We start from the raw sequence: 18,626 nt of genomic DNA on the forward strand, positions 1-18,626 counted from the left end.
TGGAGGTCTACATATTCCTATGGAGGTTGTATAAAGTGGAAACATTGATGAAAATCAAACAATTTTTAGTGGGTGACTGTTGCTTTTCACATTTTCAGCTGTGGCAAAGCTTAAATGGATTAGATTTTTCACTTGTTTTATCTCATCATTTTGACAAAGCAACACACATACCAGAAAGATTTTTCAATGAAAAAATTCGCACCCATGAAAATTACACCGATATTTACTATCATTATGTGAATCATACAACCTTTGTCCTCAGGATCAGCAAATCATCCGTATTAAAAATCGAAAGCAAGCAAAAACTTAAAACGATAATCGATTTACATTACTTGCAAGTAATGCTATATAGAGAAAAATATATTAGGAACAAAATGATGGAGAGCATCCGTGATATATCCGTACACGAAGATTTAGATGATTTGTTAAAAAAAATATTAGAAAATGCCTTGTCTGTTATACCTGTGGCTAATATGGGAGTTTTATGGATATACGAACCAAGCATAGACGTGCTTTTTCCCAAAGCATGGACAGGCGGTCCTAATAAAGAAATTGGCAAAATGAGAATGAGGGTCGGGGAGGGAATTATCGGAAAAACCTTTAAAGATAATAAATCTTTTATTCTTACAAATATAGAGGGAATTCTCTCAGAATCCTCTAATATTTCACCAGGTAATCTTTTTCATTTGTATAACTCTGTCCAATTTGACGATTTACAATCCATTATCTCAGTGCCAATAAAGGTTGAGGAGAGTACTTTATGTGTTTTGATCGTCTACCAAAATGGTGCTTATCCTCTTTTAACGAAAGATGATCAACAACTGTTAGAAAGTTTTTCCGATCAGGTTTCTATTGTCTTAAGAAATTCGAAGCTATACCAAAATCTAAAAAAACAAAATGACCTTTTAATTCAACGAGATACCATTCACAATTCTTTAATAAAACTGTCTCTTCAAAGTAAAGGTTTACAAAAAATCGCAAATGAAATAAAAAAGATGATAAACCATCCATTAATGATAGTAGACTTAACAGATGATCAATTATATTCTAATCCAACCCCATGGAAAGCGGAGCTTCCTTCAGAGCTGATAAAAATAAATACAAAATTACCAACTCAGTCTTTTTTTACTGAGTCTTATAATAGTCAGTCATTGTATATTCACCCCATTATTGCTATCGATGTTCCGATTGGAATAATGGCCGTAGAAATGGAGGAAGATGATCTTTTTCCTTTAAACAAAATGATTATTGAACAGGCAAGCTCAGTAATTGCATTAGAGATTATCAGAAAACAAACATTAGTGGATTCTTTTTATCAAAAAACAAATGATCTATTCAATGATTTTATTCAGAGCCGAGAATATAATCTGATACGAAAGAAGGCCATTGAGCTTAGAATTAATCAACATCCCTATTATATGGCGATCGTAATTCATCTACATCCTCATGCAGATTTCCATTTTGTTAATATGCAAATGCACAAACTAATTGCACAAATTAAAAGGCATTTAGGAATATTTGTTTCACTCGTTTTTGGTTATGGAAATAAAGTGACGTTGGTATGCCAATTTAATAACTTTGCAGATCAAGATTATGTAAAAAAGAGACTAGCGCTTATTCATACCAACTGGAATAATGTGCATGAAGAATCTCTAAAAATAGGGATGGGTACCTGCTATCCAAGTATGGAGAATATAACGAAAAGTTACTCCGAAGCGGATAAAGCCCTTTCTTTTCTGATCTCGAGGCAGCTTAAAAATATCGTGAACTATCAGGATATTGGCATTAATCATCTTTTTATTCACCAACCCATTGATGACTTGAACTCTTTTGTAAATGAAGTTTTTAAACCTCTCCAATCTGATAAAGATGGTACTTTGGATTTAGAACAAACCCTGCTTGCCTATATGGAGAACGACCGTCAAGCAACACAAACAGCTAAAATTTTGCATATCCATGTTAATACTTTATATCAAAGGCTAAAAAGAATCGAAGACAAGCTTCAAATTACCTTTTCGAATCCAGAAGACATTTTAAAAGTTCAACTTGCATGTTATTTAAGAAATTCAATCGTCTCACTAACCTGACTACCGCAATATTGCTATTAACAGTTTGTTAAGCATGCAGTTAGAGAAGCTTTCGCATTTGTAACAAACGGGGTAAAGTGTTCACTTGAATTATGGCTGGCAACTGTTTGCAGTCCTGCAAACTTCAATCCTTGTAAAATCACTAACTCTTTATTTATGCGACAAATTGGAGCTCTATAAGATAGAATCTATATTTTAAAATGTTAAAATATCAGTATAATTGCATTATTCAGTTAAATTGTTTTTCTCCCTAACCCTGATTGCTAGGGGACATTGGTTCTTGTCTACTAGTAGCAAGGGACCAAGGAAACATTTTAAAAATTTTGTACATGCGGAAAACCGTTTGTAAAAGGCTTTAATACCTTAAGGAGGAGAAAAAGTGAGTCGAACGAAAAGCATCATTTCACTTAAAAACATTATCTGGAAGCGAAATGGAAAGCTGTTATTGAATGGGGTTTCATGGGAGGTCCAAAAAGGGGAACATTGGGCACTTCTAGGACTAAATGGATCAGGGAAAACATCTCTTTTAAAAATGATTACAGGTTATCAATGGCCGAATAGTGGTGAAGTATCCGTTTTAGGAAATCTTTTTGGAAAAACGAATATTCCTGAACTGCGGAAATCCATAGGCTGGGTCAGTTCCGCATTAGATCAGGAATATCAGTCACGCCCAAATGATACAGCACTTGAAGTAGTTTTAAGCGGAAAATTTGCTTCAATTGGATTATATGAGGAAATTACAGAGGATGATGTAAAGAAAGCAAAAGCATTACTTGACCAATTCAGAATCAAACTTTTGTCTAACCAATTTATCCACACACTCTCTCAAGGTGAAAAAAGAAAAGTAATGATTGCAAGGGCCCTCATGTCTTCACCGCAATTATTAATCTTAGATGAGCCTTGCAATGGACTGGATATTTACTCTAAAGAAGAGCTGTTAGCATCTATTGAAGATATGACTGCTGCACCGAACGGCCCAACCATTTTATATGTTACACATCATATTGAAGAAATCGTACCATCCATAACCCATGCTATGTTAATCAATTCGGGGAACGTTATGGATAAAGGAGAAAAAAGGGACGTATTAACCGAATCATTATTGGAAAAGACCTTCCGTGTCCCAGTCAAAGTAGAATGGGAGAATGAGCGTCCCTGGATTCGGATTAAATCCCTGTTATTAACTGAAAAAAATAATCCTAGTATGCTGAAGAGTAAAGTAAAGCGTTCGTAATAGTAAAAATACAAGATGAATATAGACTCCTTTCCATTGGAGGCCTAATTAAATAACTTGATTTATTGAGGCATAATAATAGTCGTTAGGACATCTTAATTTATCCCATTATGTAGAATGGTAGGTGTCTTTAGCCTTAACAAAAACATATTCTTAGTACTGACTTCGATTCTTATATTGTAATCTTTAAAATTGCTGAAGCATTAAGTCTTTTTCCTTTATTTAGCAGAAGGTTATATCCCAAGAGTTAGAGGGCACTCATGATTTTAAATGAGTGTTTTTTTGTGCTGGAATCTACTGAATTATCTAAATTTTACAAAATTACAATTGACCCAAATGGGACTGCTGATTTAGAATTGATGTGTATATGAAATTATGTTTTATATATAAAACCATTTAGGGGGGATGTATGTCTAATGGACAATTTTTAATAGTGTTCTAAAAGTTAGGAATTAAGTAAAAAAGACTTAGGGAGGTAAGTAATATGTTTAAGAATAAATTGGCGTTCGTTCTGCTTTGTTTGGTGTTAATAGTATCTGCATGCGGTTCAAGTGACGAAACAACACTAGAAAATAAAGGAAATTCAGGAGGGGAAACGGTAAAGGTTACTTTTACGGAACCTGCACGGTTGTTGTCGGTTGCCCCATTATATGTAGCCATCGAGCAAGGATATTTTGAAAAGGAAGGAATTGAAGCTGAAATTGTTTCTGGTGGTGGAGGAGCACAAGTAATTGCTTCGGTATTATCAGGTGAGGCTCAATTTGCGGTCTCAGGTCCTCGAAGTATGTTCACACCTCTTGACAAAGGTGAGGATTTATTGGCTATTCAATCATTAAATTCGGCGCTAACCTATCAAATTACACTCTCTGAACAATATCTAAAGAAAAAGAATGTTTCTAAAGACTCATCATTTGAAGATAAAGTTGCTTCATTGGATGGGGCAACTATTGGTACAAACCTTGTTGGTGATTCTGGGGACGTATACACCCGCTATTTAATGCAAATGCATGATGTTGACCCCGATACGCTTAAAACTGTCAAATTAGCAGGAGATGGATCGAAGATTGGCGGTATGCAGGAGGGGATTGTTGACGGTGGTATAGCATCGCCTCCAATGGGTTTACAGGCGGAGAGTAAAGATGTTGGTGAGATTGTAATCAATACAAGTGAAGAGCCAATGTATGGGAATATGGTTTGGGAAGCTGTTTTTGCTAAAAAGGAATATTTAGAAAAAAATCAGGAAACATCTTTGAAAGTAGTTTGGGCAATAGGTAAAGGTATGGAATTCACACGTAATAATCCAAGAGAATCTGCCGAATCAATCGTATCTTATTTTGATGGAATTGATGTTGATATCCTAGAGGAATCACTAATCGGATTGAAAAACACTTTTAAAGGCTATGGGGAAATGAATCAAGAAGCTTGGGATAATGCCCAGGATCCATTAGTTGAATTCGGCAAGTTGTCAGGCGTTTCTACTAAACAGGATACTACTGAAGATGTTATTTGGACAAATAGTTATATAGAAGAAGCATTTAAAAAATAATTAGATAGAAAGGAGATGATAGGTAAGATGGAAAATGCACAACTGGAAAATTTCAAATTGTCTACTCGTTTTTTAGATGTTACTTACGTAAACAATAAAACTGGTACAGAAGTGATTGCTCTGCAGAATATAAACTTGAATATCAAAGATGGTGAATTTATATGTATTGTTGGGCCGAGCGGCTGTGGAAAAACCACTTTTTTAAATACTGTAGTTGGATTACTTAAGCCAAGTAAGGGTGAAATTCTATTAGATCAGCAAAAAATTGATGGTCCCGGCAAGGACAGGGCAATGGTTTTTCAAAACCCGAGTCTTTTACCTTGGAGAACTGTTTTGGAAAATGTTCTTTATGGAGTTGAACTGTTAAAGCAAATAACCGCAGAGAAAAAGAAAGAGGCCCATGAATTTATTGAAATGGTCGGTTTAAAAGGTTATGAAAACCATTATCCACATGAATTGTCAGGGGGGATGCAGCAACGGGTAAACTTGGCTCGGGCATTAACGGTAAACCCGTCATTAATCTTACTGGATGAACCATTTTCGGCACTGGACGCACAAACTAGGGAATTTATGCAAGGTGAGTTACTTAGAATATGGGATGAGACAAAAAAGACAAGTCTTTTCATTACACACCAAATTGATGAAGCGGTATTTTTAGCTGATAGAGTTTTTGTTTTTGGGGCAAGACCAGGACGTGTAGTGGAGGTTGTGGATGTAGATATACCTAGACCGAGAGATCTCCATGTGAAGCGCAGCCCGGAATTTTTAGAGTTTGTTGATCATATTTGGTCCATTATTGAACAGGAGTCTTCAAAACAAGGTTTCGATAATAAAGAAAAATAATTAATGTGAAAGGAGAATACTATGACGAAGGGTATGATAGAACTTACACAATCAAAGCACAAGATAAAAAAGGCGAAGAAAATGAAAAAAGAAAAAAAGTCATTTTTTATCAGTGTTGCGTCTGTTTTACTATTCCTGTTGCTTTGGGAAGCAGCCTCTCAAAATGAATGGATAAATCCATTGTTCATTAGCTCACCAATTGAAATTGCACACGCGGCAGTTTTAATGGTCCAAGAAGTTTCCTTTTGGGAAAATATGAAGGTAAGTGGTTACGAATTTGTTTCAGGCTTTGTTTTAGCCATACTTATTGGAATCCCAATTGGTGTGTTATCGGGTTGGAATTCTACCTTTAATGCTGTAGTTAACCCTTTCATTTCAGGACTATATGTAACTCCTAAAGTCGCCCTATTACCAGTGATCATCATCGCATTCGGAATAGGACCAGCATCAAAAATTGTTATCGTATTTTTGATGGCCTTCTTTCCAATAGTGATGAGCGCTCAAAAAGCTATGTTAACATTAGATCAAAACTTAATAAAAGCAGCAAGGACATTTAGTGCAAGTGAATTTCAAATTTTTAAAACAATTGCATTGCCTTCGACGGTACCATTCCTTTTAAACGGTATTCGCTTAGGTATCGGTCAAGGATTAATTGCAGTGGTTGTAGGTGAATTATTCGCTTCGACAGCTGGTATCGGATACCAATTGACAAGCAATGGACAAAATCTACAAACAGATCGCATGTTTGTTGGCGTGTTGGTCATTACGATTACGGGAATCATTCTTACTTCATTATTAGGCATTATTGAAAGACGCTTTTCATCTTGGAAACCAGAAAATAGTTAATTAAATTTACACTTTAAACGTTATTTTTCAGTATTGCAGCACAAAACGGTTACAGTGTAAAAGTCTCAAGACAATATTTCAAGTAAGCTTTAATTTGGAAAAATTAATTGTAAACAAGTTTGTAGACAAAAGGGTTTCCACCTGAATTTTTAAACAAAGTTGATTGGAACGGAAGGTACGAGACTCCTGCGGGAAAAGCGAGGCCAAGGGAGACCCCACAGGCGCAAAGAGCGCCGAGGAGGCTCCCGGACCGCCCGCGGAAAGCGAGTGCCTGGAGTGGAATTCAACGTTCATATTTTACACTCACTCAAAAAAATATAGGCAATCTTATATCGAGTTTGTCTACAGTCTAAACAAAAGGTGCTTCCTATACGAAGCAGCTTTTGTTTAGCATGCTTTTCTAAGCGGGATCAAAAAAGATTTCCTTTCCAAGCCTATCTGGTATTTACTTCGTCGGCGATGATTACTGACAGATAGTGCTTTAATTCGTTATTTTACTGTGACACTTCACAGCGAGATAGAAAATTTATTGAAGTTCTCACGTATCCATGATACCTTCAGTTTATAGGGAATGGTTGGGAGGAATAGGTTTTGAACACAAAGGCATTTTTATTGGCATCTATTACAGTTATTATTTGGGGATCTACATTCGCTGCTATTCGTGCAAGCTTACATGGCGGATATTCAGCCGGCCATTTGGTACTTGTTCGTTATCTTATAGCATCAGGGGTTTTTATCCTATATGCTCTCTGGCCTGGGGTGAAATTTCGACTCCCGAAAAAAGAGGATTTGTTAAGGATTTCGATCCTTGCATTTATTGGTATTAGTATTTACCATATCGGGGTGACATTCGGGGAACAAACAGTTTCGGCGGGAACGGCTGGAATGCTGATCGGTTCAGCACCTGTCTTCATCGCGATCATTGCTGCGTTCGTTTTAAAAGAACGCCTTGGACTATACGGATGGATTGGTTTAGGAATTGGATTCACAGGGATCACCTTAATAACATTAGGTACCGCAGGCCCTTCCCTGAATATTTCTGAAGGAGCTTTTTTAGTACTGATGTCAGCTATTGCTTCTGCGGTGTTTTTTGTTTTCCAAAAGCCACTGTTTAGCCGTTATAATCCGATTGAGTTGACAGCTTATTTCACATGGATCGGTACAATACCCTTTTTTATATTTTTTCCTGGGCTATTTCAAGAAATTCAACAAGCTACTTTGGAAGGTCATTTATCAGCGGTTTTTGTTGGTATTTTCCCTGCGGCCATCGGTTATGTAACTTGGGCAATCGCTTTATCATTAGGAAAAGCCAGTTCCGTTTCCAGTTTGTTGTACATTGAACCTGTGATTGCCATTTTCGTCGCTTGGGTTTGGCTGCAGGAGGTACCTAGTACCCTTTCAGTCATTGGCGGCAGTATTGCGATATTGGGGGTCCTTGTCGTTAATGGTTTCGGAAAGTATAAATCAGTGGTGAAAAAAGCAGCATGAAAACCAGAAAAAATAGCGGCATTCCAGGTCATCATGAATGTATGTCTATCCTTCTTGGACGGCTCAACACATAGGAGGGCAGCCCAATAAAAGGAATTCACCCAGGTTGATGAGGTCAATCAAATACACCTGGGGAATTGGATTTTTCCGCCCTGTTCATTACCTGAAATTAAATCTATGCTTAAAGTCCCAATCCAATTTAAATGAATTATTTTCACCTGTTAAAAATTTATAATCAATATAGGACTTTTCTTTCCTAGTCATTCCATCGACATATGGGGAATAAGTCCGGAATAATAATACATTTTTCTTTTCATCAAATTCTACAAGTCTTAGCCAGCCATTTCCCCCTCGATAATTCGTTTGGTAATTGACCAGCATTTGAATGACATCATTTCCTGCTGAGTTTTGTTTTACCCGATGCGCTATCCCATAAAAATGTCCATTAACCGTCATGAACACTTGATTATGGTTCTTTACAAGTTCATTCCATATCAGCCGGCCATTGGTCGAATCGACGGCAATGGTTTTATCATCTTTAACTTTCGGAAAAATAATATCATGTGAGACGAGGATTGTCGGTTTATCTTTATGCCGTTCCAGAACTTTTTTTGACCATTCCAAGTCCTTATGCAGATTTTTCATATCCACGATTAAAACTAAGTATTCATAACTCCCTGCCTTAGCGATTGCATATGAGCTATACCCAGAGGGGGCCGACCCCTTATAGTATTTTTTATTCATAAAACGCTGTGGCCCATAATGTGTTAAAAAAGGATCTCCGGCAGCATAGTCATGATTCCCAGCCGCCATCATATATGGAATTTCCTTTTTTTCCAAAAGGGAAATGGCTCTGAGTGAATTCTGCCATTGTTTTTCTGAATCACTATCGACAATGTCCCCAACAAATGTATTCATGATAATATTGTTCTTCTTGGTGTTAGTGGATATCCAGTTCATTTGGCTATTGAAAATCTCAGGATTTTGGCTTGAATATTTCTGGGTATCTGGAACAAAAAGGAAATTATAATTCTTCTTATTCGTTAGAATGGGAAAGGACTTGTTTGATCCTTCAAAGGGTTCATCGTCACGAGCATCCTGTACTAGCCATTCTTTTTCAGTTAATGCCCTATTGGCAATTCGTATTTCCTGAATATTCCCTGCGAAAAGTGCATCTAACTTATTTCCTAACTCTGTTGCACCGATATTCCAGCCTTTACCTTTTAATGCTGCAATACCTATGGCCCTTTCTGATTCTCCATAATCACTAACGCCATTTAAAGTTAGAGTCGTTGTGCTACCATCATTAACGACTGCCAAATGGTACCATTCACCAGCATTCAAAGAACGAGACCAATTGCTTACATTATAGTTTAAATTGGATGGATGGCTTGTCCAGTGCAATTTTTGATCACTGGATATAGATAAAGCAGAAAGGATTTTTTTCTCTCCTTCCATTTTATTAAGATCTGCCGCCTGTCCTTGTCTTGAAAAAAGCCCCATGTCACTTTTGGGTTTCCTTGGCATCTTAAATACAAATTCAATGGTAAAACCCCTATCGAAATTCTCTGAATTGATAGGTGCATCCCGTTTGGTTTTAAAATATCTTCCTGCAGGGGCGTTTTCGTAATTGGCGAATTTCAAGCTATCAACTTTATCTTGAGCATAATAATCTTCTTCAGACCATTTCAACATATTTTTTAATTCGGGTGATGCAGGGTCACCTATCGTCACTAACTCTATATCATTTCCTTGTTTGGTTGTATCTTCAATAATTAAATTACCTTTATCGATTGAACCGCTTTTAACATGTTGTTTTGTGAATTTCCAATTTGCAACGATACTGCTCCGATCATTTTCAGCAACGGAATTTAAAGAATCGGCTGACTTGGCAATACCAGGAACAATCATACATAAGAGTGAGAGACCTATAAATGCTTTTTTCATTCTCATAAACATCACCCCGTTACATTTTGATTAAGCGATATACATTTATCCTTTTTACTACCTGGATTAATTTGTAGCGTACTAAGCCAAGGTAGATTCCGTACAGCTGTAATATGGTATAGTTTGCTTATCTTCTCGGTAACTTATTAAGGATGAGTAAAAAAGTCTTATTTCTACAAAACCCATTAGGGAATAAGTCCTGATGGTTTGTTTAACTTGTTAAATCAAGGTTTTCAATGGATAGAAATCAATAATATGAAGAGATGTAGTTTGAAGGAATTTGAACATCAGATGGGGAGTAGGAAAACAAGCATACTGGTAATTGGAGTTAATGGACAAAACGAAGAAAAAGCAAAAAAAGAGACAGCCATAAGCTGTCTTTTTTTTCATCATCTACAAATCCAAGTCCAACCAAATCCGGGAACCCATACTCTCCTACAGCGTGGAATCCATTGTCCGTGTTCCCAATGACCGCCACCGTGTCCGTCCCATTGACCGCCGCCATGACCACCACCGTGTCCGTCCCATTGACCGCCACCATGACCACCACCGTGTCCGTCCCATTGACCGCCGCCATGACCACCACCGTGTCCGTCCCATTGACCGCCGCCATGACCACCACCGTGTCCGTCCCATTGACCGCCGCCATGACCGCCGCCATGACCACCACCGTGTCCGTCCCATTGACGGCCGCCCGGGCCAGGTATTCGTTCTCCATCTATATAATAATGCACATTAGGGTAATAAGCGTTATAATTATACATTCAAGAAATCCTCCTTTTTTTGTTTACCCTTCAGACTATGTACAAAGGGTGGGAAGGGTCCTATATGGACATTGATGGACAACAAAACAGGGCTGCCTATTTATTGTTGTCAAAATAAAAGACAACAAATATTAATGGCTGTTTTTTTTTGCCTCATATTGAATTTTAAACACTAATAGCGCTTAAGTTGTTTTGTTCAGCAATAAAGCAGTAAAGGAACCGATGCCTTCTAATGAAATGTAAAAAAAGTGTTCCTGAAATGAAAGATGAAAATCGAAGACCATGTTTTTAATCATTTCAGCAGTAAAGGAACCGAAAATAATGAAGTAAACGAAAAAAAGGCGTTTCTACGAAAGTAGGGACGCCTTTTAGTTATTAACATTAATTTTTTAAGCAATAATGCGTTGATTATCTTCTTTAATTAGGTAATGATTAAAATAGTTAAATATGGAAAAGGGGATTTAGAGGAGGGAATTTGATGGAGAAGGTATTTCCGGTTATTGAAACCAAACGATTGATATTAAGGGAAGTAACACTGGAAGATGCGGGTGACATGTTCAAATATCTATCTGATACAGATGTGGTGAAGCCAATGGGGTTAGATCCATTCGAGACAGTAAATGATGTATGGGATGAAATTAAGTGGTACGAATCTATATTTGAAAAAGGTTCGGGAATTAGATGGGGAATTACATTAAAAGATTCCGGTAAGGTTATAGGAAGTTGTGGTTTTCTGAATATGGTAACCAAACACCATCGTGCTGAAATTGGATATGAATTAAGTAAAGACCATTGGGGAAAAGGCATTGCGAGTGAAGCATTGGAAGCCGTTGTTATGTATGGTTATCGCCACTTTAACCTGGAAAGGATTGAAGCTTTAATTGAACCTGATAACCACCCATCCCAAAAACTAGTTGAAAAACAAGGATTTAGAAGAGAAGGACTTCTTAGGCATTATGAATATACCCGTGGCAAATTCGATGATTTATACATGTACTCACTCATAAAAGAAGATCTTAACGGCATTTCCTTTTAATTAATTCATTGTGAAGATCATTTAAGAAGCGGTCTCTGTTTGTCGACAAAAGCGGATTTCGGAATGCACTCATCCCGAAGCTCTTTTATGATTTTACTGAGGGAATGATTACCAATTGGGGTTTTAGCGGTCTCATGCTGAAGACAAACTCAATGGAAAGCTAGTTTGATTTCAGTTAAAAAAAGTTCTAACCGCAAGCGGCTTTGGTGTCTGAAAGTTACTCTCCAAGGGTATGGTGAAATTGTCCGATTTAATAAGTGTTTCACAAAACAGTAAAAATCCATAATGGGAATTAGTCTTTAACATGGTTTGGGATGAACATCTTAAAGTGAAAAAAATCTAGTTGATTGAAATGGAAGGTACGAGACTCCTGCGGGAAAAGCGCGTCCAAGGGAGACCCACAGGCGCGAAGAGCGCCGAGGAGGCTCCCGGACCGCCCGCGGAAAGCGAGTGCCTAGAATGGAAATCAACGTTCGAATTTACAAACCCAAAATAGTAGAGCGGTTTTTTTATAACTATATATACATAAATCTTAGTTTACTCATTTGCTTTTATAATCTCTTTCAACCTTACAAATTCGGGTAGTGTATGACGAGTACCAATCTTTCATACCTTTTTCTTGAGCCTTTTTGTGAGCAGCATTTTCCTTCCAAAGCCTTATGGCATCCAAGGACTTCCAATAGGATACGGTAATTCCTAACCCGTTTTGATCTCTCACGCTTTCGACTCCTAAATAGCCATCTTGTTGAGCGGCAAGTTCATCCATGAATTCAGCGGTTGAATTATAGCTTGCGGCATCCTTATCGCTTCTTTGGGAAGTGAAAATGCAAGCGTAATAGGGCGGTTCGGGGGTATTTGCAAAAAACATGAAATGATGCCTCCTTTTAACTTAATATTCAAAATAATATCATATCGGAAAATGCATGGATAGATGCCCGGTAAAGCGGGTACTCAGCAAAGAAAACAAGGCGGTAAGAAGCAGTATATATCTCTGGCACGGCAATACTGCTAAAGGGATTTTATTCTAATTCACGAATATATATTACTTTGACGGTTTTACAAAAAAAGGAGATGGTCTTGTGTGCGGGATTCGTTAGCAAACATATAGAAAGAGATGCATATTTACCGAAACAACGCGATATTCTTTTGGAAAAAGCATTAAAAGATTTAACGGCAGATCCTGATGTTTTGGCTATTTACATAGCTGGTTCATTAGCAAAAGGAAACGATGATCACTACTCCGATATAGATTTGCACACCATTGTAATTCCAAAACGTAAAGCAGAATTTTTAATGGGAAAAAGGGAGAGAGCCAATAATTGGGGAGATGTTTCATTTCACGAAGACTGCAATCCTTATTCACCGTATGTCGTCACTCATTATAATACCTTTGTGAAAGTGGATAGCTGGTATCATGCACCTGAGGAAATTGTTCCCTCCATCTGGTTAAAAGAGGTAGAAGTCATCTATGATCCTTTTAATATTATGAGTCCTGTTATTAAGGAATCGGCAAAGAAAGTGTATAAACCTACACCGGATGAAGTTGAGCATTGGAGAGGAAAGCTGCTTGCTTTTGTCCATGAAACTTACAGGGCCGTTATGAGAAGGGAAATGTTATATGCACTATCCAATCTTGATAGGATACGGTGGCTGATTGTGTCTGGTTGGTATATGGAAATGGAACAACATATGGATGTCCCCTATGGAGCATGGACAAAAATCGAGGGCAATAGAAGTAAATTAGCTGGAAAGCAATTATCCCTGTTGGAAAGTTGGGATTGTGGGCGCAATTCAAATGAAATTATTAAAACGCTGAGACGTATGATCCCGGAATTCCTCAGACTAAATGAATACTTATGTACTCAATTGGGTGTCGAAACAAATGAAGACCATATCAAAAGAATTATCGATATGGCTATCTGATACCTTTTACAATCGGTTATGGCACACTCTTTGTTCGGGTAAAATGTGTAATCACTTTTGGAGGGATGCTAAGTGGCAGAATTGGTATATCATGTAGCAGTTTCACTGGATAATTTCATTGCCGACCAAGCAATGTTGGAAGGGGATATCAATCATTCTTTTTTCTTATTTGAAGGAGAGCATGTCCCGGACTTTTTATCCGATATCCAGCATTATGAAGCGGTGTTGATGGGTAGTAAAACATATGAATTTGGATTTCAATTCGGAGCTAAACCGGGTGAACCAGGTTATAAGGGTTTGAAACATTATATATTTTCGAGCTCCCTTCAGTTTGAATCGAATGAGGAGGTAGAACTTATCGAAGGTGACGCCGTTGCGTTTATTGAAAACCTTAAGTGGCAAGGTGACGGAAAGCTATGGCTTTGCGGGGGCGGAGAACTGGCTGGAACGTTATTGAAACATAAACTCATTGATCAATTGGTGCTGAAAGTGAATCCAGTCATAATCGGTGAAGGCATCCCTCTTTTCGGCAGTGTTAAGCCAAGTCTAAAATTGGATTTAGTTGAAATGAAACAATATCCAAACGGGGTGCTTAAACCTACATATAATATTATTTATACGTAGGAATAGGGTAGAGGGTTTCTTTCCTTCAATAGTTAGGGCTGCTTTGGCGCAGCCTTTTTCTAATGAAATTCACTGGTCATTAAAAGTTAAACTTTTCTTAGTGAAAATATACAAAGAAAATTTATTAGAAATTTATTTTTAACATATACCCTTTCAGTATAACTTGAAAGGAGTTTTCTATATGAGAAAAATAGTAAAAGTATCAAAGAATATATTTTTTACCTTCTTTGCTATGATCTTATTTGTAGCGATAGCTGTTTTTATCTACCATAATTATCAAAAGGGAAAGGAATCATCATTAACTAGTGAAGGGACACCCGTTGATTTTAATAACAAAGAAATTAATGTATATACGGAAGGCAGCGGTGAGGATACATACGTTTTTATGTCCGGTTCCGGAATTGCTGCTCCTGTTTATGAATTGAAAGGATTATATAGTAAGTTTGCAAAAGAAAATAAGATTGCAGTCATTGAAAGAGCTGGATATGGATACAGTGATGTTTTTCATGATGATAGGGATATCGATACAATATTGGAACAAAGCAGGAAATCGTTAATGGAAAGTGGAAATAAACCTCCTTATATTTTGGTTCCACACTCGGTATCAGGTATTGAGGCTATTTACTGGGCACAAAAATACCCGAGTGAAGTAAAGGGAATTATTGCTTTGGATATTGGTTTACCGCACCAATATGTGACTCATAAAATGGGCATGGTTGATTCATTGACAGTAAGAGGAGTGAATCTTTTAACGAAAATGGGTTTGCACCGTCTTGTACCTTCTGCTGTTTATAATCCCGAAGTGATCCGGCAATCATTTTTGACTGACCATGAAAAGGAAATGTATAAAACACTATCTTATAAACAGTTTTTTAATGATGATATGGAGCAAGAACTTTTACAGAGTTACAATAATGGTACAAAATCAGTTAACTTGCCAATACCAAAAGATACACCCATTTTATTTTTAGATGCGATAGCCGATGAAAATAAAAATTCAAAATATACAAAACAAAAAAACGAAGATTATGAGGATTTTGCAGAGAAACTATTAAAAGCGGATGTAATAAAACTGAAAGGGACGCACAGCATTTATTTGTATGCGCCTGATGTGATATATGATCTTTCCATGAAATTTATCAAATGAATAAAGAAAGGCTTTGTGATGAAAAGATATAATATTTTAATTGTTGAAGATGATTGGATGATTGGTGATTTACTGAAAAAAATTTTGCAACGCGAAGAGTACAATGTATGTTGGATAAAAGAAGGAAAAGATATTAATGATATCATCAATGAAATCGATTTAGTCATTATGGACGTTATGCTGCCAGGAGATGATGGCTATCAAATTACAAAGAAACTAAAAAGTCTAGGATTGAATATTCCAGTTATTTTTCTATCTGCCCGAAATGATATGGATAGCAAACTTCAAGGTTTGAGAATTGGTGAGGATTATATGACTAAGCCTTTTGATCCCAAGGAGCTATTACTAAGAATGGAGAAGTTGCTGGAAAGTCAATATGGTACTTTCGCACAAATTAAACATTTATATATTGATGCCGAACATAAGAGGGTATTCAATAATGACTTGCATAATGAAGTGGTTTTTACTGCGATAGAGCGTAAAATTTTTTTCTATTTATATGAAAATAGGGATCGGATTTTAACGAAAGAACATTTCTTTGAATATTTATGGCAGCTCGAAGATAGGAATCAAAATATTATGAATGTACATATAAAAAAAGTTAGAACTAAAATCAATGATAACACCGGTGAAATCATCCAAAATATATATGGAGAAGGGTATAGATTGAATACCTATATAAAGAAATGAAATTAAAGGAAAAATACCAGCTATTGTTATTCAGTGCCGTTATTAGCGTGCCATGTATTTTACTGATGATCAGTATCCTTATGTCACTAATTTATGATTGGGCCTTTAAAACTAAAAATGGTGACATTCCTTTTCATGAATCTTTTGCATATCCTACAATGCTGGGAGTTTTCATTTTATCATTATTATTGTTAGCCTTCTTATTTTCCAAATCTATTAACTCACTATTAAATAAAATAAATATATTGAATGAAACTATCAGGAATTTAGCTAGTGATGAGGAAATTCCGAATAAATTAGAGGTTAATAACAATGATGAAATCGGGAAATTAACTAAATCGGTAAACTTACTAATTGAAAGAACGACCTATCGGGAATTGGAATTAAAGCAACAAGAGGAAATGAAAAAGGAACTCTTAAATAAATTAAGGCATGACATCAATACACCTTTAACAGCAGTAAGGTTACAATTATTTTATTTAGAAGGCCAATATAAGGAACAAGCTCCACTATTACAATCACTATATCAACAAATAAATTATATTTCTGAATTAACAAATGAATATAATATTCAATCCACAGCTGAATTAGATAATTCTTATATCTTGAATGATAAAGTGAATATGCACGCTTTATTAGAAATGATGGTTAAAAAATGGGGCTATTTGTATAACATGCATGGTATTGAATTAATATATCATCCTTTAAATGGAGAGCTGGAATGGATGAGTAATGACTTGTGGCTGCAAAGGTTATTCGATAACGTCTTTCAAAATGTATTAAACCATTCGAAGGCTGATAAACTTGTGATAACCATTGAAAATAATGTGGTCAGTATCAAGGATAATGGAATTGGTTTTAATATCGAAAGTAAAAGTAAGGGACTTGGCTTAAAAATAATTGAGGATATAGCTAAGACACTATATATAAAATATAATTTGGAATCTAATGAAAGCGGAACTTTATTTAGTTTTACAGTCGAAAATACATATGAATCTCAGTTGAATTAGGATATTTTGCGGGGATGACATCCGGGGATTTCGTCAGGGATTCATCAATATCATTCTTTTCAGATAGTTTGCCTCATGCAACATAGTTATATATCACTTACTTATATAAAGAGATACAAAAAGGTTGCTATAGACCCACCCATTTTTAAGTTGATATGATATTCAGGTACTTAATTGTGGGGGGAAGTTGAATGGAAGAACAAAAATATAATGACCTCAAATTAGGCGAACGTGGTGCAATCATCAGTATTATTGCTTATATTTGTCTATCAGTCATGAAGCTAGCTATCGGATACATAAGCGACTCAGCGGCTTTAAAAGCGGATGGGCTGAACAACACGACTGATATTATCGCGTCACTTGCCGTACTGATCGGTTTAAGGCTAGCACAAAGACCCCCCGATAAAGATCATGGTTATGGCCATTGGAAGAGTGAAACGATTGCATCAATGGTAGCTTCGTTTATCATGTTTGCTGTTGGTGTACAAGTATTGATAGATGCTGTTGCTTCCATGCTTAAAGGTGGAAAGGAATCACCTGACATTATTGCCGGATATGTAGGTGTTTTATCAGCAATAGCCATGTATTTTGTATACCGATATAATAAAAAGCTTGCTATGAAAATTAACAGTAAAGCAGTTATGGCAGCTTCGAAAGATAATATTTCCGATGCTTGGGTAAGTATAGGAACAGCTATAGGGATTTTCGGCTCCCAATTAAACATGCCTTGGCTTGATCCCCTTACTGCCATCATTGTTGGATTATTAATATGCAAAACAGCCTGGGATATATTCAGTCAAGCCTCGCATGAACTTTCTGACGGTTTTGATGAAAATAAAATTCATCTATATAAGGATGTAATTACAAATGTGGATGGAGTCAAGGGGATAAAAGAAATTAAAGGAAGAAATTACGGGAACAATGAAGTGATTGATGTTGTGATCCTTGTCAATTCCACCTTGGATATTAAAGAAGCACATGATATAGCGACACATGTAGAAAAAGTGATGATGAAAGATCATGGAGTGTATGACGTTCATGTCCATGTAGAGCCCAATTAACTGTCTCTTTCAATATGAATTAACAAAAAAGGTATAAATCTGCTTTACAAACATATGAATAATATGCAATCATTAATTCATTACATTGGAAGGAAAAGGTACCTTATACAATGAAGCAGTAATCTTATCTAATAAACAGTAAATCTGAATCAATTTCAATGGGTGCAATCGGTTAGATATGTTCAATGCAAATACGTGTCACTTTGTTTGCTTTATCGGTAAGTAAAGTGAATTCATTTTTTCATTTGAACAAGAATCTTTTTGGATACCCATGTGAGATTTTTAATGATTATGTTTAGAGATGGGATTCGTCTGTTCGTTTATAGGTACTAATTCATATACAATTACTTTTTCTGATATCCAATCAGAAGAGGTATATT

The 18,626-nt window shown here is 36.4% G+C and carries 16 protein-coding genes; 13 read left to right on the forward strand and 3 right to left on the reverse strand.

Features of this window, described 5'->3' with window-relative positions; all coding sequences use genetic code 11:
* The first annotated feature begins 35 nt into the window (after nucleotides 1-35).
* The 6 genes from MKX49_RS07815 to MKX49_RS07840 all read left to right on the forward strand — a co-directional run bounded on the left by MKX49_RS07815 (nucleotide 36) and on the right by MKX49_RS07840 (nucleotide 8,044).
* Entirely contained in the window at nucleotides 36-2,087 is a 2,052-nt protein-coding gene (locus MKX49_RS07815) for a helix-turn-helix domain-containing protein (protein WP_340875938.1), read from the forward strand.
* 379 nt (nucleotides 2,088-2,466) lie between these two features.
* Entirely contained in the window at nucleotides 2,467-3,321 is an 855-nt protein-coding gene (locus MKX49_RS07820) for an ABC transporter ATP-binding protein (RefSeq protein ID WP_340875939.1), read from the forward strand.
* 484 nt (nucleotides 3,322-3,805) lie between these two features.
* The gene (locus MKX49_RS07825; protein WP_340875940.1) at nucleotides 3,806-4,867 is read left to right on the forward strand and encodes an ABC transporter substrate-binding protein; all 1,062 of its coding nucleotides are present in this window, start codon (nucleotides 3,806-3,808) and stop codon (nucleotides 4,865-4,867) included.
* Between the two features lie 27 nt (nucleotides 4,868-4,894).
* A complete protein-coding gene (locus MKX49_RS07830) occupies nucleotides 4,895-5,710 on the forward strand; it encodes an ABC transporter ATP-binding protein (RefSeq protein ID WP_340875942.1) in 816 nt (271 codons plus the stop codon).
* 81 nt (nucleotides 5,711-5,791) lie between these two features.
* Nucleotides 5,792-6,556: an ABC transporter permease gene (locus tag MKX49_RS07835; protein WP_161798615.1), complete on the forward strand. Its 765-nt coding sequence runs from the start codon at nucleotides 5,792-5,794 to the stop codon at nucleotides 6,554-6,556.
* Nucleotides 6,557-7,147: 591 nt separating this feature from the next.
* Complete coding sequence (locus MKX49_RS07840; RefSeq protein WP_340875944.1) at nucleotides 7,148-8,044, forward strand: DMT family transporter; 897 nt, start codon at nucleotides 7,148-7,150, stop codon at nucleotides 8,042-8,044.
* A 159-nt stretch (nucleotides 8,045-8,203) separates the two neighbouring features.
* Here MKX49_RS07840 and MKX49_RS07845 read toward each other — a convergent pair whose 3' ends face one another.
* Nucleotides 8,204-9,997: a LamG-like jellyroll fold domain-containing protein gene (locus MKX49_RS07845; protein WP_340875946.1), complete on the reverse strand. Its 1,794-nt coding sequence runs from the start codon at nucleotides 9,995-9,997 to the stop codon at nucleotides 8,204-8,206.
* A gap of 322 nt (nucleotides 9,998-10,319) precedes the next feature.
* A complete protein-coding gene (locus MKX49_RS07850) occupies nucleotides 10,320-10,709 on the reverse strand; it encodes a hypothetical protein (RefSeq protein ID WP_340875947.1) in 390 nt (129 codons plus the stop codon).
* Between the two features lie 524 nt (nucleotides 10,710-11,233).
* Here MKX49_RS07850 and MKX49_RS07855 point away from each other — a divergent pair.
* Nucleotides 11,234-11,791 carry a GNAT family N-acetyltransferase gene (locus MKX49_RS07855; RefSeq protein ID WP_340875950.1) on the forward strand — a complete coding sequence of 186 codons (558 nt, stop codon included), beginning with the start codon at nucleotides 11,234-11,236 and terminating at the stop codon, nucleotides 11,789-11,791.
* Between the two features lie 541 nt (nucleotides 11,792-12,332).
* Here the strand turns inward: MKX49_RS07855 and MKX49_RS07860 are convergent.
* Nucleotides 12,333-12,659 carry an antibiotic biosynthesis monooxygenase family protein gene (locus MKX49_RS07860; RefSeq protein ID WP_340875951.1) on the reverse strand — a complete coding sequence of 109 codons (327 nt, stop codon included), beginning with the start codon at nucleotides 12,657-12,659 and terminating at the stop codon, nucleotides 12,333-12,335.
* 209 nt (nucleotides 12,660-12,868) lie between these two features.
* On the opposite strand from MKX49_RS07860, the gene MKX49_RS07865 reads away from it, so the two are divergent.
* The 6 genes from MKX49_RS07865 to MKX49_RS07890 all read left to right on the forward strand — a co-directional run bounded on the left by MKX49_RS07865 (nucleotide 12,869) and on the right by MKX49_RS07890 (nucleotide 18,246).
* Complete coding sequence (locus tag MKX49_RS07865) at nucleotides 12,869-13,714, forward strand: aminoglycoside 6-adenylyltransferase (protein ID WP_340875952.1); 846 nt, start codon at nucleotides 12,869-12,871, stop codon at nucleotides 13,712-13,714.
* Nucleotides 13,715-13,786: 72 nt separating this feature from the next.
* A complete protein-coding gene (locus MKX49_RS07870) occupies nucleotides 13,787-14,338 on the forward strand; it encodes a dihydrofolate reductase family protein (RefSeq protein ID WP_340875953.1) in 552 nt (183 codons plus the stop codon).
* Nucleotides 14,339-14,519: 181 nt separating this feature from the next.
* Nucleotides 14,520-15,485: an alpha/beta fold hydrolase gene (locus tag MKX49_RS07875; RefSeq protein ID WP_340875954.1), complete on the forward strand. Its 966-nt coding sequence runs from the start codon at nucleotides 14,520-14,522 to the stop codon at nucleotides 15,483-15,485.
* 18 nt (nucleotides 15,486-15,503) lie between these two features.
* On the forward strand, nucleotides 15,504-16,175 hold the full coding sequence (locus tag MKX49_RS07880) for a response regulator transcription factor (protein WP_340875955.1): 672 nt from the start codon (nucleotides 15,504-15,506) through the stop codon (nucleotides 16,173-16,175).
* On the forward strand, nucleotides 16,172-17,185 hold the full coding sequence (locus MKX49_RS07885) for a sensor histidine kinase (protein ID WP_340875956.1): 1,014 nt from the start codon (nucleotides 16,172-16,174) through the stop codon (nucleotides 17,183-17,185). The genes MKX49_RS07880 and MKX49_RS07885 overlap by 4 nt, the downstream gene beginning before the upstream one ends.
* Nucleotides 17,186-17,376: 191 nt before the next feature.
* A complete protein-coding gene (locus tag MKX49_RS07890) occupies nucleotides 17,377-18,246 on the forward strand; it encodes a cation diffusion facilitator family transporter (protein WP_340875957.1) in 870 nt (289 codons plus the stop codon).
* Nucleotides 18,247-18,626 lie beyond the last annotated feature (380 nt).

Source organism: Peribacillus sp. FSL M8-0224, assembly GCF_038003055.1.
In the GTDB taxonomy this organism is placed as follows: Bacteria; Bacillota; Bacilli; order Bacillales; family DSM-1321; genus Peribacillus; species Peribacillus frigoritolerans.